The sequence below is a fragment of the Runella sp. SP2 genome (genome assembly GCF_003711225.1).
Taxonomy (GTDB): Bacteria; Bacteroidota; Bacteroidia; order Cytophagales; family Spirosomataceae; genus Runella.
This window is the reverse complement of record NZ_CP031030.1, coordinates 679,137-704,200: the sequence shown is the minus strand read 5'-3', so window position 1 is coordinate 704,200 and position 25,064 is coordinate 679,137. Positions and strand designations below refer to the sequence as shown.

The following is a 25,064-nucleotide window of genomic DNA, read 5'->3' as shown; positions in this document are numbered from 1 at the left end:
ATTTGTACGACTTCAATTTTTGTCCAATGGCAACAAAGCAAACTATCGAAATAATGGCCCCTGCTGGTTCGTGGGAATCAATGATGGCGGGCATTAAAGCAGGTGCTAATTCGGTGTATTTTGGCGTGGAACAGCTCAACATGCGTGCCCGCCAAACCAATAACTTTACCGTAGATGACTTGCCCGAAGTGGCGCGCGTCTGCAAAGAACACAACGTCAAAAGTTACATTACGCTCAATACGATTATTTACGACCACGACATTTCGCTCATGCGTCGTATCATCGACCAAGCCAAAGAAGCGGGCATCACGGCCGTGATTGCTTCCGATTTGGCGGTGATGAATTATTGCCGTAAAAAAGGGATGGAGTTGCACATTTCGACCCAATCGAACATTACCAACATCGAAACGGTAGAACTGTACGCCGACTACGCCGACGTGGTGGTAATGGCGCGTGAACTTACCCTCAAGCAAGTGGGCGACATCGTCAAAACGATTCACCGTAATCAAATCACGGGGCCGTCGGGTAATTTGGTGCAGGTCGAAATTTTTGCCCACGGAGCACTTTGTATGGCAGTTTCGGGCAAATGTTATTTGAGTTTGCACTCCCACAATGCCTCGGCCAACCGCGGTGCGTGCATCCAAAACTGCCGCCGTGAGTACGTGGTGACTGACGAAGAAGGCATCGAACTCAAAATCGACAACGAATACATCATGTCGGCCAAGGACTTATGTACCATCGACTTTTTGGACAAAATCATTGACGCAGGCGTGAGCGTACTCAAGATTGAAGGACGTGGCCGCGCTGCCGACTACGTTTATACCACGACCCAATGTTACCGAGAAGCCGTAGATGCCCTCGAAAACGGCACTTATACCCCCGAAAAAATCGAAGATTGGAAAGAACGCCTCAGCAGTGTGTACAACCGTGGTTTTTGGGACGGCTATTATTTGGGAAGAAAAATGGGAGAATGGAGCAACCAATATGGCTCCGTAGCTACCCAGAAAAAACTGTACATTGGCAAGGGCATCAAGTATTTTGAACGTGTGGGTGTGGGTGAATTTGTCCTTGAAAGTCACGACGTAAAAGTGGGCGACAAACTCATCGTAACAGGCCCCACTACGGGCTACGTAGAAACCACCGTCGAAGAAATTCGCCTCGATTCGGGCGCTTCGGTCGATAAAGCCATGAAAGGAAACACGGTAGCAATTCGGATTCCTGAAAAAATTAGACCTTCGGACAAACTTTATAAAGTAGTGAGCAGCGATGTTTAAAGTCTTTCATTACCGAAACCGCTGCATCGGCTGCAATGCTTGCGTCGAGATTGCGTTTGAGCGCTGGCGGATGTCAAAAAAAGACGGGAAGGCCGTGTTGTTGGGTGCTAAAGAGAAAAAAGGGATTTATCAAATTTCACTTTCGGAAGACGAACTTCCTCAAAATCAGCAAGCGGCGGCGGCCTGTCCCGTTAATGTGATTCAGATTTTGCAGTAGTTCCCACCATCCCGAAAGTCCTGAAACTTTCGGGATGGTATCAGAACTTTCGGGATGGTGTTACAAAAACCCGTTCGGGCTTCGCCATTTCCGTAGTCATTTGGCGGGGCAAGCGAAATACTTCCCCTTTTTGATTGGCAAAATACAAGGCCGATTCCGACGGTTGACGCGCGTGCCCATCTGCCCAAAAAGCGTAAAAATCGGGATGAACATTGGCTGGCCGACGTACATACGAATGGTTATAAACGCTTTTTTGGGTCAAAGAAGGTTGTTTTTTCCACGTTTTACCTTGGTTGTTGCTCACCCACACGCCCACTTCTCCACCCGTGCCGTACGGTTGAGGGCCTGCTTCCACGGGGCCGATGATTTTCCAACGATTGGCACTTTCAATGTACAATGAACCCATGTCATAGTTGTGGTCGGAAGGGGCTACGGTAGCGATGTCCCACGCTTTACCGTTCCAAGACGCCACTTGCCACGTATGCGGGCCTTGGGCTGGGCCTGGGTCGGGGCCTTTGCTGGTGACGTACAAAATGACGGGATAACCTTTGGGAGTATAAGCGACGTCGTTGATATAAACATTCAATCCCAACGACTGATAATCTTTAATCAATGCCGTATTTTGGGGTGTAACCAACGGCAACTGAATCGTTTCACCTGCCGCATTTTGCCACGTTTTACCAAAATTGGAGGTTTCTACATAGTACAAATTGGTTCGATAATCGAGTCCCGCGCCTTTTTCGGTATCGGGGTGCATGTTGAACGAAGTCCCAATTTTGTTTTTCCACTGCCCACTGGTCTGATAATGCCCTTCTTGAATGGTGCCAATATTCTTGATTGCTGACCATTTGACCCCGTCCAAACTCGTTATAAAACCAATCGTGCGTCGCGGTTTTTTGGCGCCGTACTTTAAGATTCCTCGTTCGTAATGCGTCATCAAATGAAAAAAACCGCTGCCTTTTTGGTAATAACTTTGCAGGTAAGAAAAGTTATTGAACGCCGTTTCTTGACCCTCTTTCACAAAAGTAGCCTCTATTTTATCAAAGGCGCTGATGTCGTACGGCTTGCGACTACGGTGAAGATACGACGGGCGTTCTACCCCGTGCGAAGTTGAAAATACCCAAATGTAGCCTTGGGCGTCGATATTCAAGACGGGATTATCGTGGGCGTCGTCGGTGGCTTTGTCGAGTACAATGGTGGGTTTTGAGACCAGCCCCGTTTGGTGGTCGTAAAAGGCGATTTCGTGCAAAAGGCTTGGTTTGGCAGCTTTGGAAGCCCCACCGTAACAAAAAAATGTTTTGTTCGCCTCTGGGCTGTACACCGCAAAAGGATTGTGGTTAGACGGGTACGTACCCAGTCCACCGCTGTATTTATGAACGTATTCGTTGTCTAATTTACCAATATGATACCAAATCCCTCGAAAACCATCATCGGTCTGGTTGAGGGTTTGCGCTTGTAGCAATGGTAGGCAAAAAACAGTAAATGTAATGGCGTAGAAAAAGGTGTTTTTCATTGTTTGGGGGGGATAGAATAGGGCTTCTAATTACCTTCCCGAAGGTTTCAGAACTTTCGGGAAGGTGGCACTTTCGGGAAGGTGGTAAAATTACCTTTTCCAATCTTTCAACGAGGGGATTTTGGTATCTTCATTCACCGAAATACCTTCGGGAATGAGCTGAACATTAATGATTTGGGAGGTATTGGACGGCAACGTTAATTCAAAACCCACCAGCGTCGTGCCAGGGTTGGGGGCGTCATAATCGTGGGTAGGTTGCGTTGACCACGTTTTAAGGGTCACACTGGCGGGCTCCATGACTTTTAGTTGCACTCGTTTCCCGTTTTGAATCAACTCCGCACTACCGTTGGCTCCTATCCGTACCTCCGCAGGCGTTAGCATGGCCCAGCGCACCACCGTTGGTTTATCGGAAGTCGTAATCTCGTCTTTTACCACTACGTATTTTTGGTCGATAATCGCCAGTCCACGCTTGGCTATCGCTACCGCATTTCGATACACCGATGTCATATCAGTAGTAGCGCTCAAAAACACGGGTCGTTGGGTAACGCTGGTGATTCGCGCGTAGCCATCCACGAGTTGAAAACCATTGTCGAACGCCAGCGTACTGTGAGCAAGGTTGTTGTAACGATACACCTGCCAGCGTTCGGCCTCTTGTTCGCGTCCCCACAATTTCACGCCCTTGGATTCCAACGACTCATATTCCTGCATTCCAAAGTCCATACTCCAGCGTTCGCCCAAGGCATCCATCACAAACGAACCAATGTCCATGTGCGCATGGTTGACCGACGGAGAGCCCGCTTTTAGTCCCACGTAAATGGCTTTGGGGTCGGTCCACGATGTACGCATGAGCGCGACGGGATTTTTGCCTTGACCCACCCAAATCAACGCACTTGGCGCAGGAGCCGTGCTGATTTTGAGGCTTTTACCCCAAATCAACGCCGCAGGAAGGATACGGTCTTTGGTGACGGAGGGGGATAAATTTTCAAACGCCTTTTTCTGCAAAAACAACAAAGAGGCATCGTTGGTACGTTCGGCAAACCAGCACAAAGTAGGGTTTAGCCCACCCGAGCCACTTCCCGCGTCGGAATAGTTGAAAGTCTTGCCCGACGTTCCTACCATTTGCTGCACATAACTGCCCGTATTCAAAAAACCACGCCCCCGCGACAGTCCAAATTCGCTGCCCAAAGCGCGGTTGATAGCGCTCAAAAACAGCACGTTAAAACTTGTACCGTAGCCCCAATAGCTATATCCTTCGGGGTAAGCACCGTCGGGGTTGTAGTCTTCCATCGGGAGTTTGATGGATTCGATGGCGCGGTCGATGATTTGTTTGGCAAATTCGGGTTTATCTTCAAAAATCGCCAATGCGCCGTACGTCATGCCCGCATTGCACACCTGATTCCAGTTGTGCGACGCTTTCAACCAACTGTTGTACTTGGCATCCAACGAAGGCTCCAAGCCTTTTTTCAAGATAGCGTCTCGCAACACGGGCAGCGAACTTTTTTGGAGGTCGTGGTACAGCCAATCGTAGCCAATCGCCACGGCCATTGCCATTTCGCCCACGTCCAAAAAATGCGAAGGATTCCAGTCCGAAAACTGCGCTACGGTGAGCAGTTCGGTCTCTGCCCGTTTTAGGTAGGCAGGTTTTTTGGTGGTACGATAGGCATACGACAGGTAAAAAATTCGACGCAATGCCTCCCGCGATTTGTCCAACAGCCGCCGTCCAATTTGGATTCGTTGCAACGGCTCAAGGGCAATCATGTTGTCGCACTCGGCCACAATGGCTTGATGGAGTTTGGCCCAAGATTGATCCGAAGAAATGTTTTTTAAAATCTCCTTTTCCTCCCCTTTCAGCAGCATGATTCGCGGATGAGCGGGGACGTTGTTGGCAGAAGACAGGTGTTTTAGCTGCGCTCTGAGGGTAAAATGCAGGCATAAAATGCCCAAAAAGCTGAGTAGAAATGATGTTTTTTTCATTGGTGGATGCGCGTACTAAACTAGGAAGTAGCTAGGTGTCGATTTTTACCTATGATGGGGCAAAAGTACGATTTTTTAGTCGATGCACGATAGCGCGGGCGTTTCGCTCGTACTCACTATTCCGAGGCTTCTAGCCTTGGAAAGGAAAAATGAAAGGCTGAAAGCCTGATAATCAAAGGTACGTGCGGGCAACGGTAGAGCCACTTCTAATGCGCATGTGATACCGAGTCATTTTAATTACTTATTGAAAATCAAAACATTTTTAATAAGTAATTGGTTGACAGCTACATACACTTAATCCTGATAGTCACATGAAACAACTAATGCTCATTTTATTGGTTATCTTCTGCCATGTTGCGTGCAAAAACGAAACCACGATTGTCCCAGAAGAGGTAGCGTACCCCAAAGAAGCCCTTGGGGAGCGCACCACTGTTTGGGTGAAGGCTTTTGAGGGTAAAAACACGATTCAGTTTGTGAATGAAAAAAACGAAAGAAAAGTCTTTTCGGTAGAAAAAGTAAATGAAAAACCCGTTTTGCTCAGTGTCTATGACAGAGGAGTCAGCGGTCAGCAGTTCGAGCTTGAAACGATGACTTATTATTTCCAAAATACCTCAGATCCATCGGAAGCCATTCGATTCCAACTCTTGGGCAATCGTTATGTGTATGTTCATGATGAACTCCAGCCTCCGAAAGAGGTAGAATACTTGTTTCGTATTTTTGTTCAGAAAGGCACTTTATTCCAACCCAATGTTGGATACAACGTACAAATTGGGGCCAGAGGCAACGAGGTCAACCTGAATAAATACCATTATGGCGTCAACTTTCCTGAATTGGGGAGCGACAAATTGGACGTAAATATCAACAAAAGCGCTTCGTTTTTGCGTCAGTTGGTTCTAAGCCATGAAAAAGGTATTGATAGTTTCAGAGACAATAAAGACATAACCTGGAAAATAGCCAACTAATCAGATGATACGAGCGGAGTGCTTCGCGCAAGTGTTTCGCTCGTGCTCACTATTCCGAGGCTTCTAGCCTTGGAAGGAAAAAATGAAAGGCTGGAAGCCTGATAATTAAAGACACGAACGAGATGTTCGCGCCATCGGGTTTTCGTAGAGTTCTTTAAGCCTCTTTGTTACCGCACCACTTTCAACAAAGAGCAAAACATCGGGGTCGGTAATGTCTTGTAAATTCCGTAAAAGTCCTGTCTTGGGGTCAGTGTAGGTGTAGTCAGGGTCTATGTATTTATAGGAGTTAGACATAGGCTTTTTGTTTGGCAAATGCCACAAGTTCTGTGAGTGATATTTTGCCTGTCACATAGTCTCTTATAATTTCAACTCCTTTTGGTGTAGGTTTAAATCCTTCAAACATATTACTTCCCAGAGCGTTTGCAGTGCTTTCTAAGGTTTTCAAGTCCGAAAACTTAACACCCATTATTGTAAGGTTGCTTCTGTCTATTTCAATTGTGTTGAACATTTTTTTAATTTTAAATTCTTATCAAATTTACAAAATATTTGGGCTAAGTTGCTTGTTTTCTGTTGTTTTAGAAGGGGGCATAATGGATAGGGCTTTGCATTTGGACGGATTTATGAGTAAAAAACTACCAATACACCCTCCCGAAAGATTTTGGGATTGATGCAAGGTAAAATGTTTAATGAACCACTTCACCCGCCATTGTGTCAAAAACTACGATAGCGCGGGCGTATCGCTCGTGCTCACTATTCCGAGGCTTATAGCCTTGGAAGGGAAAAATGAAAGGCTGGAAGCCTGATAATTAAAGACACGAACGAGACGTTCGCGCCATCGGGGGTTATTTATTCAATTATCTTCCAATACCCTGTTTTATCACTACCAACACGCTCTATCCTTCCATTGTTTCTAAGTTCTTTGATTTTTCGTCTTACAGTACTTAAACTCATTTTCAAATGCTCACTTATTTCGTTAGCCGTTATTTTGTTGTTTTGCTTAATCAATGAAAATACAGTGTCATTTACAGTGTCAAAAAGGACGTGCATTTCACGGTTTTTGAGCGAATAATTTCCTTTGAGCAATAAGTTTGAAAGAAAACGAATTAGAAACTTTTCTGCACGTTAGCGCGAGCGTATCGCTCGTGCTCACTATTCCGAGGCTTCTAGCCTTGGAAGGGAAAATGCAAGGCTGGAAGCCTGATAATCAAAGACACGAACGTGACGTTCGAGCCATCGGGTTTGGTGAGCTCTCACCGCCAGGCTGGCCGCCCGCCCGAGTTTCGTTTAATCCCGAACGCTTTCGGGAATTTCATGGCTTGGGTTGCAGGTACCACGAATGCTTAGTTATTAGTGGTAGTTACTTTATTTTTAATTCTGCCTCGACATATTCTCTAAATTTCAGTTGAAAACGCTTTCGGGAATTTCATGGCTTGGGTTGCAGGTACCACGAATGCTTAGTTATTAGTGGTAGTTACTTTATTTTTAATTCTGCCTCGACATATTCTCTAAATTTCAGTTGAATAAGTTTTCTAGAGTCAGCGATATTTTTGTTTCCTTCTGGTTCAAAGGAAGAAATAAGTTCTTCAAATCTTTCAATTTGTTTATCTAATGACTCCTCCAAATGCTGATTAATATATACAATATAGAAAATTTTTTGCTCACTACTCAAGTAACCCTTGGAGTTTGTATCATACTTGTGTTTTATTAAAAAATAATTCCTAATAAAAGTTGGAAGCTTATTTAAGTCAAGGGATTCCGAGCCAAATATACTGTCATAATACTTTTCAAAAATATCTTTCTTTTGGTTAGATGCTTTTTCTGGAAAACCATTTATAGAAAATAAAATTTGTCCAAGTCGCTCCATACTAATCTTGTAATCATAAGACTTGTTAGATGAAATACCTGTGTCTCCATTTTTTCGCGCATAGATAATGTTATTTACATCTAAAAATTGTTCTATTTCAATTTGCTCGGAACTTAAAGATTTTAAATCTATACTTGAAATTGCATTTTGGCTATTTGTATACTCAGCAATCTTGTTTATTAGTCCAGTATCAGACGTTGTCTTAAATACTCTAACAAGAATTTCACTATTGGCTAGATTCTCTATAATATTAGTAGCTGACTTTTTATTGAAATTGTGGATTGTTCTTAGTGATTGTCCACCATTTAATACTTGAAAATTATTAATTGTAAGAATAACTTTTTTACCTGCATTGACTGGTTCAGCTGAGACATCATTTGCAGTAATCGTTATTCCATTATTATACATAAAGAATTTGGTAGGGTTACTAATTAATGTTTTTTCAATATTATCATTATATTTAGAATTCATTACAAACCCCCTTACATTATCAAAAAGAACTGAAAACTCAAGTTCTTCTTTAAATAATGATGTATAATCCTCTATTCCATAGTTCATCCTTACTTCCTTACTTCTTACAGAAATCCTAATTAATTCGTTTATAGGTAATCTTAAAATATAGGATTTTGATGAAGAGATTGAACTTTCCGAAAAAGACATAATTGCATCCTTGTCTACTATTAATTTTGCATTAATTGGTTCTGGTCTTAAGGACATTAGTTCTTTTATATTATTAAGGCCAAGTGGAATTATTTCTAAGTCATATAATTGCTCCAATTGCTTTAGACTAGGTTCATTTCTGTTTAATTCTACACTCTCATTTGACACAACGTATAGTTTCCATTCCCATACTTCGTTACTATTTAAATTATCAACTATGAGTTGAGCATATTTTTTAAGTTTATTATCTAAATGGCTTATATTTTCATTTATTAAAGCATTAACAAATTTTGTTGATATGACAGTTTCATTAATACTCTGAGATTTATCTTTATTAAATTTTTCTCTAAACTTAAAGTTAAACAAATTAATTATTCGATTTTCCTTGTCAATATAGATTGCATCAATGCCGTAATCTTCAAATGTCTCTCCGAAAATCTCTTTATTAAAATCCATATCAGTTATTAAATCACAAATATCTAGAACATCTTTAATGTCACATATGTTCTCTAACATAAAAAAATAAAAACCATACCGAACTCGCTTTATTTCTGTAAGGTTCTCAAATGAGGCATCCATAAGTTTTGAGAAAAGGTCAAAGTATTTTTTACTTTTCTCATTTACGAGCTTGAAATCATTTATGCTTGCCATTATTTAGGTTTGTTTGATTATAATTACCGCTAACTCTCAAACACACGAAAGTCCTACAGTACTTTTTGTATTTACACTATTCCAGTATTCGATTTAACTTTAGGTGTCGTACTTTTTGTATTGTACACACCCATTATCGCCCCAAAAATCTCATCCGTCTCACCAGCAAAACGATTCCACCCAAAACATATCTAAAAACCAATTAGGGCGAAAAAGCAAAGGTGTATGTCGCTTTGTAAATATATCCCAAAGATTAGTTGAATTCAAAACTAACTGCCTAATTCCTAAAAATTTTTTAAAAATTGTGGCGGAGGGGGCTAGAGGCGTGGGGTGTTAGACCTCTCCTTCGTCGAGGTGACAAATGGGCGTTGCTTGGGTACCCATTAGCGTTCGAGCAAACTAGGGTTTGCAATCATTTTTTTGAGGTATTTAAATAACTTTCCCCCGTGCGAGGCGTCCACTACGCGGTGGTCGAGGGCGGCACCGAGCGAAAGAATTGTGCGGGGAACGACTTGGCCGTTTACCACCCACGGTTTTTGGGAAACGCCCCCTAAAATCAACACAAAGGAGACATTAGCCGAGGGAAACAAGGCGGGATAGCCCATGTCCAGCCCAATGCTGCCGATGTTGGAAAGAAAAAACGCGCCAAAATTGTTGGCCGAAAGCCCCAAACCTGGAATCGTCCACCCCAAGCGCACGGTCAGGTACCGAATCAGGCGATAGACGTAGTCGCGGAAGGGCCACGGAATACGCGCCAAGGTTTCTTTCTGTTTTTTAGAGGTATCGTCGCCCTTTTGCGCCTCCTGAATCGCCTGCCTCAACGCCTCGGCCAGCGTCGCAAGGGTATGTTTGTCAATGTGTTGCATTTTCACCGAACCCATTTCACCGTTGGCCATCAAGACACTCACCGTAGCGTCGATGCTCGGAAAAGGTACGATGGTGCCGCGTTTGACGTAGGTATTAAACTCAGGAACTTCGTCGCGAAGAGCGCGGGCGGTGGCCAACAGAAAAAAATGCGTTAACGTAATTTTCACCCCCGCTTTGCGCTGTTGTTGGATGTATTGTTCCAGCTCCGTAATGTCCACCTCCACCGACCCAAAAATTTTAGAATCGTTGGGTTTTTGGTAAATGGTCGAGGCCGTTTTGCGCCAAGCGGTGTTAAAGTCTTTCGTCATACTTGCGTTTTCCCCTTCACTTTTATGGTTCAATCATCGCATCGGCTTCCATTTCGACCAAGTATTCGTCGCCAATCAAATCGGCCCGCACCATCGTATTGGCGGGTTGAATCGTCGCAAACCGAACCCCGTGGGCGAGCGCAATCGGCTCCCAATCGTCGATGTTACGAATGAAAATTCGGGTTCGAACGACGTCTTCGAGGCGTGCCCCCAGCGACTGCAACGCTCCTTCCAACTTGTCGATGATAAAATGAGCCTGCGAAGCGGGGTCGTTTCCGCCAATCGCGCGGTGGCCATGGGTGGCCGTCGTACCCGAAATCACAATTTTGTTGCCGCGTTTTACGGCACGGCTAAAGCCCGCAATGTCTTCCCAAATCGTCCCACTCAGGGCGTGAGTGCGCCCGTCGTGACCCGTTTTGGTGGCATAAGGCGCGGGAAAACTCGCAATGTGGTGGCTCAAATCGCCCGAGGCTGTGAGGAAGGGCGGCTTGCGGTATTCGTCGCCACAATCGCCCTGAATGGGGTTTAGTAATCCCAAAACAGCGTCAATTTGAGCCTTTTCTTCCTGCGAAAGTTGGAGTTCAAACAAACGACGGTTCGATTGTATGTGCTCGCTTTGACTGGGTCGTGCCCCAATAATCACCCCACCTACGCCACGCTGCTCCATGATGTAGCGACTCGCCACGTTGGCCATGTCCAACGAGTGCCGCTGCGCAATCGTCGAGAGCGTCGAAAGCAATTGTTGAAATTGTTCCCAGCTTCCTGCTTGGTCAATAAACCGTTTGTATTTCATCTGCGACCACGTCGCCAAATTATCTTGGGTCGGTTCGGGTTTTCCCAGCCATTTTTCGCTCAAAAAACCACCCGCTACCGTACCAAACGCCAGTAGTTTTACGCCGTATTGTTGGCACACGTCCAGCATAAAGCGTTGCGCCCGCTGGTCGAGCAGCGAAAAACACACTTGGTTGGACACCACCTTGATACCACTGTCCAGTACCATTTTCAGGTGAGCGGTGTCAAAATTGGTCAAACCGAGATGCCTGATAAGTCCTTCTTCTTGCAGTTCTTGCAGCCAAAACAGCTGGTCGAGCCAGGCGGGGTCGGCGTAGTTCCAAGCGTGGTATTGCAGCAAATCGAGGGTGTCGAGCTGCATTCGTTGGAGCGAGGTTTGCACTGCTTCGCGCACCTGCTCTTTGGTTAATTTCCCTGGCGTCGGCACCCATTTGGTCAGCAGTTGCACCGAATCTTTGGGAACGTATTTTTTGTGTAAAATTCCCGCAATGATTTCTGCCGAACCGTAGTGGTCGGCCATGTCGAAGGTCGTAAAACCTGCTTCCACGTACGGAACCAACGCCCGTGCGGCCGCGTCCAAATCCAACGAACGCCCATCGCGCTCCATGTCGGCAATTTGCCAAAGCCCCGTAATAACGTTGGACGTTTTAAAATCGGGGGTTACTAAAGTCTGCATTCGTTTGTATCGTTAATCGTTGTCACTCAACGGTTTTCTGCGAACATAAATCAGCGAAGCCGCTCCCATCACCAAAAGCCACACGTAGGTGGAATGAAAATACCACGCTCCCACCGACGCCTGAAGGTCTTTCCACACGTGTATTCCCAAAAATGCCACCAAACACCCAATACCTGCCCACGCCAACGTACGACGAAGCCAAGGCGACGCCAATACTTTGATGCGCTGCGCAATGGCAGGGTTGCGTTTGGGGAGGGTCAATAAGGTAATGCACATCAGTAAAAAATTGACCAACATACTGGTCACCATGATGTCAACTCCCAAGAAAAAATCGCTGGCAAAATGGCTTCCCAATATCCCAATCGTCGCCATGCCTCCGCTCAACAGCAAGGCACGTTTGGGCGTGTGCGTGTGGGGGTCGATGTCGGCAAGGGTTTTGGGGAAAATGCCATCTTCGGCCCACGCAAAAAGCAAGCGTGACACCGATAACAACATGGCAGGAAGGTCGTTGACCAAGGCAATGGTCGCTCCTACCAAAATGGCAACACCCCACTGCGGGGTCAATAAAATACTAAAGAGTCCAGGGGCCGAAATGTCTTTTTTGCTGGCTTCTTCGGCAATGTACTGCCATGGAATAGCGTGGTAAACAGCCGCCGTAAATACGAAGTAAAAACAGCCTACGATGAGTACCGCCAAGGCGATGGCACGGGGCAGCATTTGCTCAGGGTTTTTGGCCTCTCCCCCTGCCTGCGCAATGGAATCAAACCCAATAAAACTGGCAAACAACACCGCACCTGCCGACAAAAACGTGCTCCAGTCAAACGTAGCCACGCTCGAAATAGAAATCGCACGGTTTTCTTTTATAGCCAAAGCCGCGACAAAATCAGCATGATTGAAGTAAAAACCCGCTACAATGACAATGGCTCCCAGCACAAACATCAACACCATGAGCGGAATGAGGGTGCGTTCGTAAAACGCCAATCCGCGCATATTTATTCCCACAAACGTCCACAGCAACGCCAATGCCAACGTGAGCCTTACCCAGCCCGTTTCAAGCAACTGCGCAGTCGTGTCCCAGCCGAGTGCATTGGCAATGTCCCTAAAAAACGGCACAATGACGTAGCAAATGACGCCAATGACAATCGTGAGGCCAAACCACTGCGAAAAACTCGCCACAAAGCCCAAGTACGGATGCAAGCCTCGGCTGGCAAAAACGTAGCTCCCGCCCGCTTGGGGCATGGCCGACGATAAACTGGCGTAGGCAAAAGCCGCCAACAACGCAGGAACGGCCGCCAACAAAAACGCAGGCAATACGTACGGGCCAATGCCAGGCACGTTGCGCTGAATCATAATGGGCACAATGTAAATGGAAGCTCCAATCATGGAGCAAATCCCCGTCGCGGTGAGGCTCAGCAGCCCCAACTGACGGGAAAGCGTGGGTGAAGAAGCGGGTTTAGTCATTTTGCGAATTTAATGACAAAACGCTTATTTCTTACCAAAATCACGATTTAGTACGCCCCCGATTACTTTTGTCCAAATTTCGTAGCCTTTTTCGTTGAAATGCAGCTTGTCGCCAATGTACAGTTCGGGCTGGTATTTGCCATCTTTTCCCAACAACTGCGGCATGGTTTCGATGTAGTACAGCTTGGGCGTTGATTCGCAGTAGTTTTTCAACAACGCATTGGCTTCCAGTATTTTATCTTGCACTCCCCAGCGGCGTTCGTTGGGAGAAATTGCAATCCAGTAAATGGCCGCGTTGGGTAACTTTGCCCGTATGTTTTTCACAACCACTTTGTAGGTTTCGAGGATTTGTAAAGGCGTTTTATCAAGCGGCGAATCGGCAATGTCGTTGCTACCTGTATAAATCACAATGGCTTTGGGTTGATGTTTCCCCAAAATCTGAGGAATGTAATACGCCATTTCGGCCACCGTGGAGCCGCCAAAACCACGGTGAATGATTTCGTGCGGGGCAAGGTCTTGGTTGATGTTTTTCCACAAACGCACAAACGAGCTTCCCGTCACCAAAATCGCGTTGTTGGTGTAGGTTTCGGTTTTATCGGCCTCCTTAAACGCAAAGATTTCTTTCTCAAAACGCGTGACGTTCAACTTTCCTTTGAGCTGCGCCGCTAACCAATACCCCGCCTCTTCGAGGGCTTGGGTTTGTTTGGACTTATCGTTGTCGAGGGTATGACCCGTGTTTTCGTACAAACGTATTCCCGTGGCGATGCCCAAGGCCAACGAATGTTCAAAAACGACTTGGCTGCCGTATTTGAAGCCATTGTACGTCAAAGAAGAATCGCTCGGTACGAGTTTGTCGGCCACGCCGTGAACGTTGAAATTGGGGATGTCGCCTTTTTGAATCCAACGATAATCGACCATTGCTCCCCAACAATTTATAATGGCTTTCACTTTCGACGAATACCCTGCATTCCCGCTGTTGCCTTCCAACTTTCCCCAGCGTTTGGTGTTGACGTAGGCGGGTACTTCGTTGGCATCCAAATACGCGGCGTGCAGGGCAGTCATGGCTCCCGCCGAACCTCCCATGAGGTAAATTTGGGAGGTGTCAATTCCGTACTGTTCGGCATTTTTTCTAAAAAAGCGAATGGCAGCTTTGGTGTCCTGCACCGCGCGGTACATGGCTTCAAAATAGCTTTTGTCGTTTTTAGGTTCTTCCACGCCCAACCGATAGTTGATGGAACCACAGACGTACCCCCTTTTGGCCAACCCATAGCTGAATAACAGCGGATACCCTACTTTTTTATCGCCTCCCGTAAATCCTCCTCCGTGTACAAACACCACCAACGGACGCTTACGGAGCGTATCGCCGTGGGGGCTGTACACGTCCAGCAAGAGTTTCTCGTTTTCGCCTTTGATGTTTCGCGCTTCGCCAAAAGGTACATTGATGACGGAGTCGATTTGGGGAAAGGTTTCGTGTTGATAGCGTTGAAAGCGCTGAGCCCATCCTGTAAACACGAGCGGGAAACACAAACAGAAAGAAACAACCAATTTCATATAAGTATTCGATCAAAAATTTTAGAATAATTCAAGGTAGCCTCGGTAGAGCCGCAACATTTGTAGTAACAGGGGTGATTTTTTTAATTATTGCTAATACACTAAAATTTATGCTCAACTACTTAAAACTTGTATTCAACCCCCGCAGGCAATGGCTCAACTTTGAGTTTCATCCATTGGCCATCAATTTTTATAACTACGATTTTGTTGTCTTTGTCATAAAACATTGTTCCGTCGCCGCTTCCTTTCAACTCTTTGAAATTTACGTATTTAGCATCCGATTGATATACATTTTCGTCGTCGCCTTGTGGCTTCTCAGCCAGTAAATCTTCCTTGCCGATATTGCCTAGTGTGAATGCGTTGGTTAAGCGAAGTGAACCGTAAAAAATAGCTTTGTCACGGCCAAAAAGGAATGAATGTTGCCGAACATCCGAGCCAATTTTAAACCAATTGTACGCTTGTTCGGAATGATTGTAGGCCGTTCCGTAGTAATACAACTCTGCCACAGGTCGTTCTTCCTCAATGTGCTTATTGACCAACATCGTTATCCGCGACTTATCGTCTTTGGCATAGCCCTCAAATACATGGTATCCCCAGCGTTTTTTGTTTCGCTCTTCGGCATTTCCACGTACTTGAATCATGTAGGGGGTTGAAAGAATCCCGTTCACAGTCGTGTACATGGGGGTCAGCGCGGGGTTGAAACCAAAGCTATACCCGCGCTCTTTCCAACGGGTCCAGCTGGTATCTACATCAGAACGTAATTCTACGCGATTGGCGTCGGGATTGCTGCCTCCTTGAGTGACTGAAATATACCTATACAACAATCCAGGGCTGGGCGACTGTTGCGCCGATACCGCCCAAGAAAAACTCATTAAACCAAAGAAAATCCAAATGCGCTTCATACGAAAAGGGAGTTAACGGCACAAAGCAGGGTTATTCTTGACAAAATAGCTGCGGTAAGCCTTTGATTTGGGGTCTTTGCAACCTTCCAAGTTAAGGAGTTTGATGTTACGAAAATCGATTTCTTGTCCTTCGCTTTGGAGGGCGATAAAGCCTTCTTTGAGGGGTTTTCCGTCAATTTTTTGGGCAGGGTCAAAACGGTTGGCCACGCCTCCTCCAATTTGGGGTTTTGCGTATTCCAACACTTTTTCACCGTTGATAAAATGCTGCACCAACGAATCGCCCAAAACTACCAAATCAGCCTTCACCCACTCACCCTTTGGATACGTCTTAGAGGTTGAATTGATGCAGTGACGCGGGTCTTTGACACCCTGAAAAATTACATCCGTACCTGGTGAGCACATATTGCCCGTGGGGCGTGGCTTGCCGTCTCCCAGCCCAGCCAAAAACTGCATTTCTACCGAAATCGGCCAATCTTGTTCTTTGGGCATGGTGCGGGGGTCTTGCGAATGAAACATCACTCCGCTGTTAAGTTTCGTATAATCGGGAGCGTCTTCGCGCCAAATGCCCGTAAAGCGGTACTCCATCGACAAATGATAGTACGAGTAGGGTGTATTGAAGTACAAATGCCCGTAGCGTTCGTTGAATTTATCGTACTTGTCGTAGCGCACTTTTATGATTCCATCTTCCACCCGAAAGGTTTCGCCAAAGTTGTCGCCCGTCTCGTGGTGGTGGATTTTGACCGTCCAATTTTTAATGTCTTTGCCGTTGAAAAGATTAATCCAGTTTTCTTTTTCTTTGGCCGTTGGCGTTGTAAAAGAGAACTGAGAAACCACTGGAACCAACAATAGGTAAGCAACCAAGCGTGCGGATGAAAAGAGGGATTTCATAAGGATAAATAAAAGTTGAAAAAGATTTTCGTCACTATTTCAAGATAAAGCAAGTAATTTCCTAACTTAGTTATCTGATAATTTTTTAAGAAACAGCACAAAAAAGCCCTCTCAGCATTATTTGCTGAGGGGGCTTTGGGTACAAAAAAAATCAAGCCTATTAGTCGGGTTGTGAGCAACCCTCCACACGAACCAAGCGTATTAATCGGGTTGTGAGCAACCCGACTCACTGTGTTGAGGGTTGCTCACAACCCGACCCACCTAGTTACCAGCCTGGGTTTTGTTTTAGGGATGGGTTCAATGCCAATTCGTTGATAGGCAACGGCCACAAATAATCTTTGGCAGGATCAAACTTACGGAAGCTTGCCGCTTGCACTTGGATATAGTTATCGGGCGTTAAGTTTACCTGAACCGTCGTGCCAAATTCTTCACGGAAAAAGAAATTACCCAAAATTGGTTTTGGCATTTCGGTTTCTGCCATTTTCCAACGGTTCAAATCCCAATAACGATGGCTTTCTTGCGCCAATTCCACACGACGCTCACGACGGATTTCATCGCGCATGTTGAGACCGTTTGTAGTCACAAACTCGTTGGTCAACTTTGGCAAACCGCCTCTGGCGCGGGTACGGTTGATGCTCAAGTCTAAATCTGCATCGCTGATTTTTTCGTCTAATTCAAAACGTGCTTCGGCATAAATCAACAGCACTTCGGCATAGCGCAAAATCATGTAATCCATCGTCGAAGCTTGGTTATTCCAGTCGTTGATATCCGAATACTTACGGAATGTAAACCCTGTTTTGGCAAACACCAAACTCGGCACATTGAACACTGGAAACGTAGCAATCCACGAGTCACCGCGCTTCATGTACGTATCGCTCATGCGCGTATCGCGGTTTTGGTACACCTCTACAGTCGTAGTAGGTGTCTTATAAAGTGGTGATTTTGAAATAGGCAAGCCGTCTTTCATCAAATACGAATCAATCAAGCTTTTGGTAGGGTTTAGGTTTCCGTTTTCAACCGTTCCACGAAAATAGGTGTGCGTTACCACACGGTCAGTCAACGACACTCCATACTGTTTGACGATGATATTTTCGCGGTTGGCACGGCCTTCACCTGCATACTGAAACAAGTTGAAGTACCCTCCCGTGTATAAATCGTGCTGCTTGCTGTCAATCACCGCCTTAGCTGCGTTATAAGCCAACGTCAGGTGTTTGTTGGGATCGCCGTACTTGTGGAATTTAGCGCGAGTTCCTTCAAACAATGCTACGCGTGCTTTGAACGCCAACGCCCCTGTATTAGAAATGCGGCCGTAATCTGCCGTTCCCAACGCTGTCGGGGTCGGAAGTTTAGAAGCGGCAAAATCTAAGTCTTGGTAAATCTGCTCAATGATTTGGTCACGGGTAGCCGCAGGTTCTTTTAATTCAGCCGACTCGTCGGTCAATGTTTTCAAAATCAATGGCACACTTCCGTACTTGCGCAACAAATCGTAGTACCCCATCGCACGGAAGAAACGGGCTTCACCCACGTAGCGGTCTTGAATGGCCGCTGCCAAACTCGCACGTGGTGCTTTCTCGACGATGTTGTTAGCCGCCCGAATTAAGCGAAAGGGATTATTGTAGTTCCCGTCGGTGGCAGGTGCCAAACGTGAGCCATCACTAATGTTACTAACTGTTAAACCAGTGGCGTCATCCGACCAGTTGTCTTCATTGTTAAAAACGGGTAAAAACGTGTATAAGTAGTTGGCCGCCGCCTTCAAATCGGCTTCCGAACGCCAAAATGTTTCGTCACTAATCGACGTTTCGGGAAGGCGGGTTACGTCACAGGCCGAGAGAAAGGTCAGTCCGCATACCGCCGCTATTGCTACTTTTTTGGTAAGAAATGAATATGTCTTGTTCATGTTGTTTCAATTTAATAGATACCACCTTTATTTGAGGTAAAATCCTTAGAACGAAAGGTTTAATCCTACAGAAGCCGTAGCAAAGAAAGGATAGTCGTTTTCTACGTTGTCGCGGGTTTCAGGATCGTAGTACCCTTGGAAAATTCCCAAACCTGAGATGGTAAACAAGTCTTGTCCAGAGAAGAAGAAACGAGCGCGTGATACTTTAAGACGCTCCGTCCATCTCGATGGCAACGTATAACCCACTTGAATATTTTTCAACCGCGTATAACGAGCGTTCAACACCCATTTATCCGACGACAAATAGTTGTGGGTAGCTCCAATAAACGGGCGAGGATAAATAGCATTGGGATTTTCTGGTGTCCAGTAATCACGGTGAATACCGAGGGCTTGTTTCCAAGTTACCAACAAAGGTGCAATAGACTCTGTAGCTGGGCGGTAACTACGCTTTCCTACGCCTTGGAAGAAGGCCGAAAAGTCTAAGCCTTTCCATTGGAAGCCTAAGTTAGCCCCGTACAAAAGACGTGGGTTTGTTGTGCCCAAGAAAACCATATCGCCGTAATCTTCGGTGGTTCCACGTCCAACGGTCAAGCGGTTATCTCCGTTTTGATCGATGTATTTTACGTCACCCGCCCCTGCACGGCTATCCTGAAATGCCCAAGATTTTACTTCATCGGCAGTTTGGAAATAACCTGCCGTTTGATACCCCCAAATGGAGTTAAGAGGGTAGTTTTCAATGGTTCCGTTAGTTCCCATTCCGACGACATTACGACCTGAGAAGCTAATGAGTTTGTTGTTGTTGTCCGACAAGTTGAACGACACGTTGTAGTTAAACTCTTTGCCAAGCGTACCACGGTAACGCGCCTCTAACTCCCATCCCCACGATTTTAGCTCACCGTTGTTTTTACGAGGGGTGTTGATACCAATCGTGGCAGGCAACAACTGCGCCGTAAGCATATTTCGGTTATACTTTACGTAATAATCGGCCGAGATTTGAAGTCTATTTCTGAAAAAGCCTAAGTCAGCACCACCATTGGTAGTTTCGATGGTTTCCCAAGAAAGGTTGGCCGAAGGAATCGCGTTTTGAAAAATATAGGTAGAACGAGAATCACCCAAAACCAAGGCTGAGCCTTGCGAAAGTTGGTTCAGGTAGTCGTAATTGCCAATGGTATTACCCAACGCACCACCAAGACGTCCCCAAGAACCACGCAGCTTTAATTCAGAAATAAAGCTGAGGCTATTGCCAAACCACGCCTCACGGTGTACATTCCAACCGATAGAAGCCGATGGGAAAATTTTCACGCGGCTTCCTGGCGCCAACTTCGAGCTTTCGTCTTGACGTAGTGTAGCTTCAACTAAGTACTTGTCACCGTAGTTATAATTAAAGCGCCCAAAAATGGATTGGAAAGCATTTGTACGAATATCTTGGCTATTGATTTTCGTTTTCTCATCACCAAGGTTCAACGTTGGGAGGTCGTTACTCACTAAGTTAGAAGCTTGATTAAATACACGATCAAAACGATAACTTTCCCATTGGTAGCCAGCAAATAAGCCAAAACTATGTTTTTCGCCTACTTTAAAGTCATAATTGGCCAACAACTGGATGTTGTTATTTTTTATAAGGTCGTTCGTAATTTGCAACGAATTTACTTGGTTTAAATAACTCAATATCCGTGACCGCCCCCAAAGTGGTACCGTACGGGCAAAACGATTACGGTCTTCGCGGCGATACTGCGTTCCTACAACCGCACGAAGATTCAAGCCTTTGACCAAACCGCTGTGTTGGAGGGTAAAGGTTCCATCAAAGTGATTTTTGAAGAACTTATTATAACCGCCCGCTTCCATTGTCGCATAAACTGTTGCCGCCGAACCAGCACCGTTATAACGTCCTTCTGGAGTAAAAAATGGCGTACGCGTGCGTAAACGATAGATTTGATACAACAAACCACCTCCGTTTACATCAGCTGCGGGCGTTTGGGTTCGCTCTCCTGTGTAAGCAATTCTTGCATCAAACGATAGCTTTTGGGTTAATTTTGCACTTAAATTAAGCCGTGTATTGTACCTTTCATTGTTGTCTGGCCCCACTTTAAACACCCCATTTTTACCGTAAAAACCACCCGAAAGCATAAAATTAAGCCTGTCGGTTCCACCACGTACTGTCAGGTTGTGTGTCTGCATTGAGGTGTATTTTCTCAAAACCTGGTTGGTCAACGGCTCTTGGTTATAAAACAAGTAAGTGGAAGTATCAACAGGATTGACAACGTACGGAACGTTGTTACGAATTTGTTCCAAATCAAACGCAGAATATTCAGGGCCACTTCCTGAGTTTCTACGGGCCAAGTTAGAAAACTCAGCTTCTTCTAGCAAGGTCATTCGGTCTGGTACGTTGATTGACCAGTCGGTTCCATATTGCGACAAATAGTCGAATGTCACTTTCCCTGATTTTCCTTTTTTTGTCGTCACCAAAATTACCCCACCCGCCGCTTGTGCGCCGTAGATAGCCGCGGCAGCAGCGTCTTTCAAGACACTGATGTTTTCTACGTCGTTGGGGTTCATGGTTTGGAGCGTTGAGATAGGCACAGCTACCCCGTCCAAAATCATTAAGGGATCCACACTTCCGTTGGCCGTCGTCGCTCCCCGAATCTGAATACTTACCCCTTCACTTCCAGGCTGTCCTGTCGTACGTTGGATTATCAACCCTGGGGAAGTTCCTTGCATAGCGGTTGCTAAGTTACTCGAAGGGCGGTTTTCGATGGCTTTTGAATCAATGGTCGAAACGGCACCCGTCATGTTCACTTTCTTTTGAACCCCGTAACCTACCACCACCACTTCTTCTAAGCTTTTGTCGTCGGCTGACAGTTGGACGTTGATAATACTCTGATTACCAACTACAATCTCTTGTTTGATATACCCAATGTAAGAAAAAACCAACACTGATTTTCCATCGGGCACCGACAAACGGTAGCTTCCGTTAGCATCTGTTGTTGCCCCACGCGTTGTTCCTTTTACTTGCACGCTTACGCCTACAAGCACTTCGCCTTTATCGTCCGTAATTTTTCCCGTTACCCCTTGGTCGATTCCTTGCGTAGTCAATAATCTGAGTGTTTGCTGGGGAATGGGCAACAGGCTCACTTCTTTTTTGAAGAGAGCGATTTGCTTGCCTTTCACTTCATAGCCAATTTTAAGCGGGTTTAGCACTTGCTCAAGCACTTCTTTCAGCTTTTCATTTTTGGCATCTAAATTGATTTTTTGAGACACTTTAATTTCGCGCGGATTGTAGATAAAACGCACGTTAGTCACTCGTTGAAGGGTGCCTAGGGCTGTTTTTAAGTCCTCATTGGCAAGTTTTACGGTTACTTTTTGCTCCAGGGCTTCCTGAGCGCTTGCATCGTGGGCATGAGATACTCCCATGAACAGGATTGCAATCAGCAGCTGTGTCAATGAAATCCTCATGAGCGTCCAGCAGAAATTGGGTTTGTTGTAGATTTTATCCATGATGAAATATGTGGTTTTATCATGGATGGCGAACCGAAGCCTAAAATACTGCTTTTTTAAAATTTTTTTTTAAAAAAATACTATTTACACCCTCGGCTATGGATAATGATTTGAGCATCAACGATTTCGTAGGTCGAGTGCGTGATTTTGCAGATGAGGTCGAGTTTATCAAACAGCGACTCCTCGGAAAGTGTAGCCGTCAAAAAGCAATTTTCGAGGACTTTGGCATCATAAATCACGGAGATACCGTAGGTTTTTTCTATCAAATCAAACACCTGACTAACAGGCGTTTCCTCAAACGAATAGCTACTAACGGGTGTCTGTACAACTGCAGCTGGCGCTTCTACAATCGATTTTAAAAAACGTTCTTGGGGTATTGAAAAAGCAACTTGCTGGTTAGGGGTAAGCACCACCCCCGCTTTTACTGCTTGTTGGTTCGTTGTGGCTTTTTCTGAGTCTTTTAGGGTATAAACTGACACACGCCCCGTTTTGACCACCACTTTAGCCTCATCGGCCTCCGAAAATGCTTGAACCATAAAGCTCGTACCCAATACTTGCGTAGAAATATAGTCGGTATAGACCCAAAATGGCTGTTGGGGGTTTTTCGCAACATCAAAAAAGGCTTTTCCCTCCAAATAAACCTCTCGCAGTTGCGCACGAAAAGGCTGTGGGTACCGAATTCGGCTCTTGGGATAAAGCGAAATGGTACTTCCATCCTGCAAGGAAATTTTCTGAACGCGGTCGCTTTGATTGGTCTGTTCGAGATAATTATCTTTGAAAGCTACGACCGTTTTGCTGTCATGAAATGCCAATGTGCTAGGTCGAAAATAAGAATATGTTCCCCACCCCACGCCCAAAAGCAGAATGATAGAAGCCGCCCATTGGAACAGTGGGAACTGCCAAAACTGAGAAGAAGTTTGCGGAGGTGCTTGGAGAATCTGCTCTGTAATGGCGTCTAATTCCAACTCTGGCAAATCGGTTTCGTTTTCTTCTAAGGCCAACAAAAACGCCTTGGCCAAATGGACTTTTTCGCGGCAGTCGGGGTTTTCGGCAAGCCATTGCTGCCAAAATTGGGTATTACTAGGCTCGTGTTCCAGTACCCACTGACGAAAAGATTCGTCGCGGGCAAAGTCCTCTAACTGATACGAGCGGTAATAATTCATTGGGTAATAGGAATGTTTTTCTATCAGATGGCGCTAAACCAACTAATATACTCCTTTCTTCTTCATTTTTTTTACAAGGTTTACAAAGGTGTCGGGATGGATGTAGCCCAAAGGAGCATATCTAATTGCGTATATGTATTTGCCATCTTAAAACTGTCAATGGAATAAAATTACCCCCAACAACACCTGAATCACTTGCCAATGGGTACGAAATACTTTCAATGCTGACTGTACCAAATTGGAAACCGACTGCGGGTTAACCTCCATTATCTGCGCAATTTCATCCCGATTCAGGTTTTGATAAAATTGCAAATAGATAGCTTCACGTTGTCTTTTGGGCAGTTTATCCAGTAAAATCGTGATTTTTTGGGTCAATAATTCAACATTCTCTTGTTCAATAATCGCCCATTCGTGCGGAAGCTCTTGTGAATGCCAATCCAAGATGGTGTCGATTTCGTGTTGTTCATCCTTCAAAATTCGTTGCCGAAAGCCTTCCCTCAGCACTTTTTTTCGGACCGAACTCAACAAATACGCCCTGACGCTCACGGGAGTGCTGAGGCGTTCGCGGCGTTGCCATACTTCAATGAATACCTCTTGGACACAATCCTTTACAAAATCTTCGGAGGGGACGAACTTGCACCCATAATTTTGTAAAGGATTGAAATATTTTTTAACGAGCCTGCCCAACGCCCACTCACTCCCATTTTTCAACTGGGACCATAGCTGACTATCCACTTGGGACGATGAGGTTTCTATTGGCTTCATGTAGCACGTACGTCTATTTTTTCTTCTTGTTCAAGGCTTGGTAACGGAGCAGTCCTTCCAAGTAGTAATAGTCGGCATATACCAAAGGCACATCAATCTCCGAATTACCTAACTTGTGTCCTACGCTGTGTTGTAGAATAAAATGATTGTTTTTGCCCAACTCTGCTTTGTAAGGTGGTTTCGACAAGCTTTCCAAAATTGTAACGGCAGTGTTGTAGTAGTTTTTAGCATTTTTACCACCGTAGGTACTCAACTCCAACAAGCCCGACGCCAAAATCGCCCCTGCTGAAGCATCGCGTTCTTCCCCTGGTTTGTTGTAGTCCCAGTACGGTACTTTGTCGGCTGGCATGTTGGGGTGGCTCAACAAATAGTCAGCGATATTGCGCGCATGATCGAGGTATTTTTGGTCTTTAGTTTCGCGGTACATGACTGTGTACCCGTACATTCCCCACGATTGCCCTCTTGACCACGACGACTCGTCAAACGCGCCTTGGTGGTTTTTCTTGGCCAATACTTCACCATTTGGCCCGTAGCAGATAACGTGATAGGCGCTGTGGTCGGGGCGATAGTGGTGTTTCATGGTGTTATCGGCGTGCGTGATACACAAATTATACAAGTCTTTGTTGCCCGACGTTTTCGCTGCCCAAAACAAAAACTCCAAATTCATCATATTGTCAATAATCACGGGGTAATTGTACCCACCTTTGAAGCTATTCCAAGACTTAATCAGCCCCACTTTGGGATCAAAACGTGTCGCCAACGACTGCGCCCCTGTCAGCATGATAGGTTTGTAGGCTTCGTTTTTGGTCAGGCGGTAACCATTTCCAAACGGACAATAAATCATAAAGCCCAAATCGTGCGTGCCTTTATTGTACTGCTCCTTTTCGACGGCCATCGTCCATTTGTGGGCAGCTTCTTTCCACTGAGGCGCTTTGTTAAATTCATAAATATACCACAAAGAACCTCCAAAGAATCCGCTGCACCACCAGCTCGACTTCATGTCGCGCGGGGTTCCGTCGGGGTTTGTCGATTGGGGAAACTTCGTAATGTCGGGGTGAGCTGCCAACATTCCTTCGTACTGCTTGGCGGCAAACTCAAACTCTTTTTTTACATCAATTTTGGACTGCCCCCATGCCGACAGCGTCAGCACAGTCATAACACACACAAGGATTTTCTTCATTCAA

The 25,064-nt window shown here is 45.5% G+C and carries 20 protein-coding genes; 3 read left to right on the top strand and 17 right to left on the bottom strand.

Going from position 1 to position 25,064, the window contains the following annotated elements; genetic code table 11:
• Nucleotides 1-26 precede the first annotated feature (26 nt).
• Together DTQ70_RS02790 and DTQ70_RS02785 are read left to right on the top strand one after the other, a co-directional pair.
• Nucleotides 27-1,274, top strand: coding sequence for a peptidase U32 family protein (locus tag DTQ70_RS02790; RefSeq protein WP_122929397.1), 1,248 nt, complete (start codon nucleotides 27-29; stop codon nucleotides 1,272-1,274).
• The gene (locus DTQ70_RS02785; protein ID WP_122929396.1) at nucleotides 1,267-1,491 is read left to right on the top strand and encodes a ferredoxin; all 225 of its coding nucleotides are present in this window, start codon (nucleotides 1,267-1,269) and stop codon (nucleotides 1,489-1,491) included. Before DTQ70_RS02790 ends, DTQ70_RS02785 begins: the two co-directional genes overlap by 8 nt.
• A gap of 40 nt (nucleotides 1,492-1,531) precedes the next feature.
• Here DTQ70_RS02785 and DTQ70_RS02780 read toward each other — a convergent pair whose 3' ends face one another.
• Together DTQ70_RS02780 and DTQ70_RS02775 are read right to left on the bottom strand one after the other, a co-directional pair.
• Complete coding sequence (locus tag DTQ70_RS02780) at nucleotides 1,532-3,004, bottom strand: BNR-4 repeat-containing protein (protein ID WP_122929395.1); 1,473 nt, start codon at nucleotides 3,002-3,004, stop codon at nucleotides 1,532-1,534.
• A gap of 90 nt (nucleotides 3,005-3,094) precedes the next feature.
• Nucleotides 3,095-4,978, bottom strand: a complete 1,884-nt coding sequence (locus DTQ70_RS02775) for a heparinase II/III family protein (protein ID WP_122929394.1) — start codon at nucleotides 4,976-4,978, stop codon at nucleotides 3,095-3,097.
• A 311-nt stretch (nucleotides 4,979-5,289) separates the two neighbouring features.
• Here DTQ70_RS02775 and DTQ70_RS02770 point away from each other — a divergent pair, with 311 nt between their 5' ends.
• On the top strand, nucleotides 5,290-5,940 hold the full coding sequence (locus tag DTQ70_RS02770; RefSeq protein WP_122929393.1) for a hypothetical protein: 651 nt from the start codon (nucleotides 5,290-5,292) through the stop codon (nucleotides 5,938-5,940).
• Nucleotides 5,941-6,045: 105 nt separating this feature from the next.
• On the opposite strand, the gene DTQ70_RS02765 is transcribed toward DTQ70_RS02770, so the two are convergent.
• The 15 genes from DTQ70_RS02765 to DTQ70_RS02695 all read right to left on the bottom strand — a co-directional run bounded on the left by DTQ70_RS02765 (nucleotide 6,046) and on the right by DTQ70_RS02695 (nucleotide 25,060).
• On the bottom strand, nucleotides 6,046-6,234 hold the full coding sequence (locus DTQ70_RS02765) for a hypothetical protein (RefSeq protein ID WP_229600059.1): 189 nt from the start codon (nucleotides 6,232-6,234) through the stop codon (nucleotides 6,046-6,048).
• Nucleotides 6,227-6,448, bottom strand: a complete 222-nt coding sequence (locus DTQ70_RS02760) for an antitoxin VbhA family protein (protein ID WP_028526399.1) — start codon at nucleotides 6,446-6,448, stop codon at nucleotides 6,227-6,229. The genes DTQ70_RS02765 and DTQ70_RS02760 overlap by 8 nt, the downstream gene beginning before the upstream one ends.
• A 338-nt stretch (nucleotides 6,449-6,786) precedes the next feature.
• Nucleotides 6,787-6,987: an HTH domain-containing protein gene (locus DTQ70_RS31285; RefSeq protein ID WP_409050435.1), complete on the bottom strand. Its 201-nt coding sequence runs from the start codon at nucleotides 6,985-6,987 to the stop codon at nucleotides 6,787-6,789.
• 424 nt (nucleotides 6,988-7,411) lie between these two features.
• A complete protein-coding gene (locus DTQ70_RS02750) occupies nucleotides 7,412-9,115 on the bottom strand; it encodes an AIPR family protein (RefSeq protein WP_122929391.1) in 1,704 nt (567 codons plus the stop codon).
• Nucleotides 9,116-9,498: 383 nt separating this feature from the next.
• A complete protein-coding gene (locus tag DTQ70_RS02745; RefSeq protein WP_122934247.1) occupies nucleotides 9,499-10,290 on the bottom strand; it encodes a 2-oxo acid dehydrogenase subunit E2 in 792 nt (263 codons plus the stop codon).
• Nucleotides 10,291-10,312: 22 nt separating this feature from the next.
• On the bottom strand, nucleotides 10,313-11,758 hold the full coding sequence (locus tag DTQ70_RS02740) for an aldo/keto reductase (protein ID WP_122929390.1): 1,446 nt from the start codon (nucleotides 11,756-11,758) through the stop codon (nucleotides 10,313-10,315).
• 12 nt (nucleotides 11,759-11,770) lie between these two features.
• Entirely contained in the window at nucleotides 11,771-13,219 is a 1,449-nt protein-coding gene (locus tag DTQ70_RS02735; RefSeq protein WP_122929389.1) for an APC family permease, read from the bottom strand.
• Nucleotides 13,220-13,243: 24 nt separating this feature from the next.
• Nucleotides 13,244-14,770, bottom strand: coding sequence for a GDSL-type esterase/lipase family protein (locus DTQ70_RS02730; RefSeq protein WP_122929388.1), 1,527 nt, complete (start codon nucleotides 14,768-14,770; stop codon nucleotides 13,244-13,246).
• 122 nt (nucleotides 14,771-14,892) lie between these two features.
• On the bottom strand, nucleotides 14,893-15,672 hold the full coding sequence (locus DTQ70_RS02725; protein ID WP_122929387.1) for a hypothetical protein: 780 nt from the start codon (nucleotides 15,670-15,672) through the stop codon (nucleotides 14,893-14,895).
• A 12-nt stretch (nucleotides 15,673-15,684) separates the two neighbouring features.
• Nucleotides 15,685-16,560, bottom strand: coding sequence for a DUF1080 domain-containing protein (locus DTQ70_RS02720; RefSeq protein WP_122929386.1), 876 nt, complete (start codon nucleotides 16,558-16,560; stop codon nucleotides 15,685-15,687).
• A 265-nt stretch (nucleotides 16,561-16,825) separates the two neighbouring features.
• A complete protein-coding gene (locus tag DTQ70_RS02715) occupies nucleotides 16,826-18,457 on the bottom strand; it encodes a RagB/SusD family nutrient uptake outer membrane protein (protein WP_122929385.1) in 1,632 nt (543 codons plus the stop codon).
• A 45-nt stretch (nucleotides 18,458-18,502) separates the two neighbouring features.
• On the bottom strand, nucleotides 18,503-21,952 hold the full coding sequence (locus DTQ70_RS02710; protein WP_229600058.1) for a TonB-dependent receptor: 3,450 nt from the start codon (nucleotides 21,950-21,952) through the stop codon (nucleotides 18,503-18,505).
• Between the two features lie 80 nt (nucleotides 21,953-22,032).
• The gene (locus DTQ70_RS02705) at nucleotides 22,033-23,115 is read right to left on the bottom strand and encodes a FecR family protein (protein WP_122929384.1); all 1,083 of its coding nucleotides are present in this window, start codon (nucleotides 23,113-23,115) and stop codon (nucleotides 22,033-22,035) included.
• A 156-nt stretch (nucleotides 23,116-23,271) separates the two neighbouring features.
• Nucleotides 23,272-23,880 (bottom strand): RNA polymerase sigma factor, encoded by a 609-nt coding sequence (locus DTQ70_RS02700; RefSeq protein ID WP_122929383.1) that lies wholly within the window; start codon nucleotides 23,878-23,880, stop codon nucleotides 23,272-23,274.
• A 13-nt stretch (nucleotides 23,881-23,893) separates the two neighbouring features.
• Nucleotides 23,894-25,060, bottom strand: a complete 1,167-nt coding sequence (locus DTQ70_RS02695) for a glycoside hydrolase family 88 protein (protein WP_122929382.1) — start codon at nucleotides 25,058-25,060, stop codon at nucleotides 23,894-23,896.
• Nucleotides 25,061-25,064 lie beyond the last annotated feature (4 nt).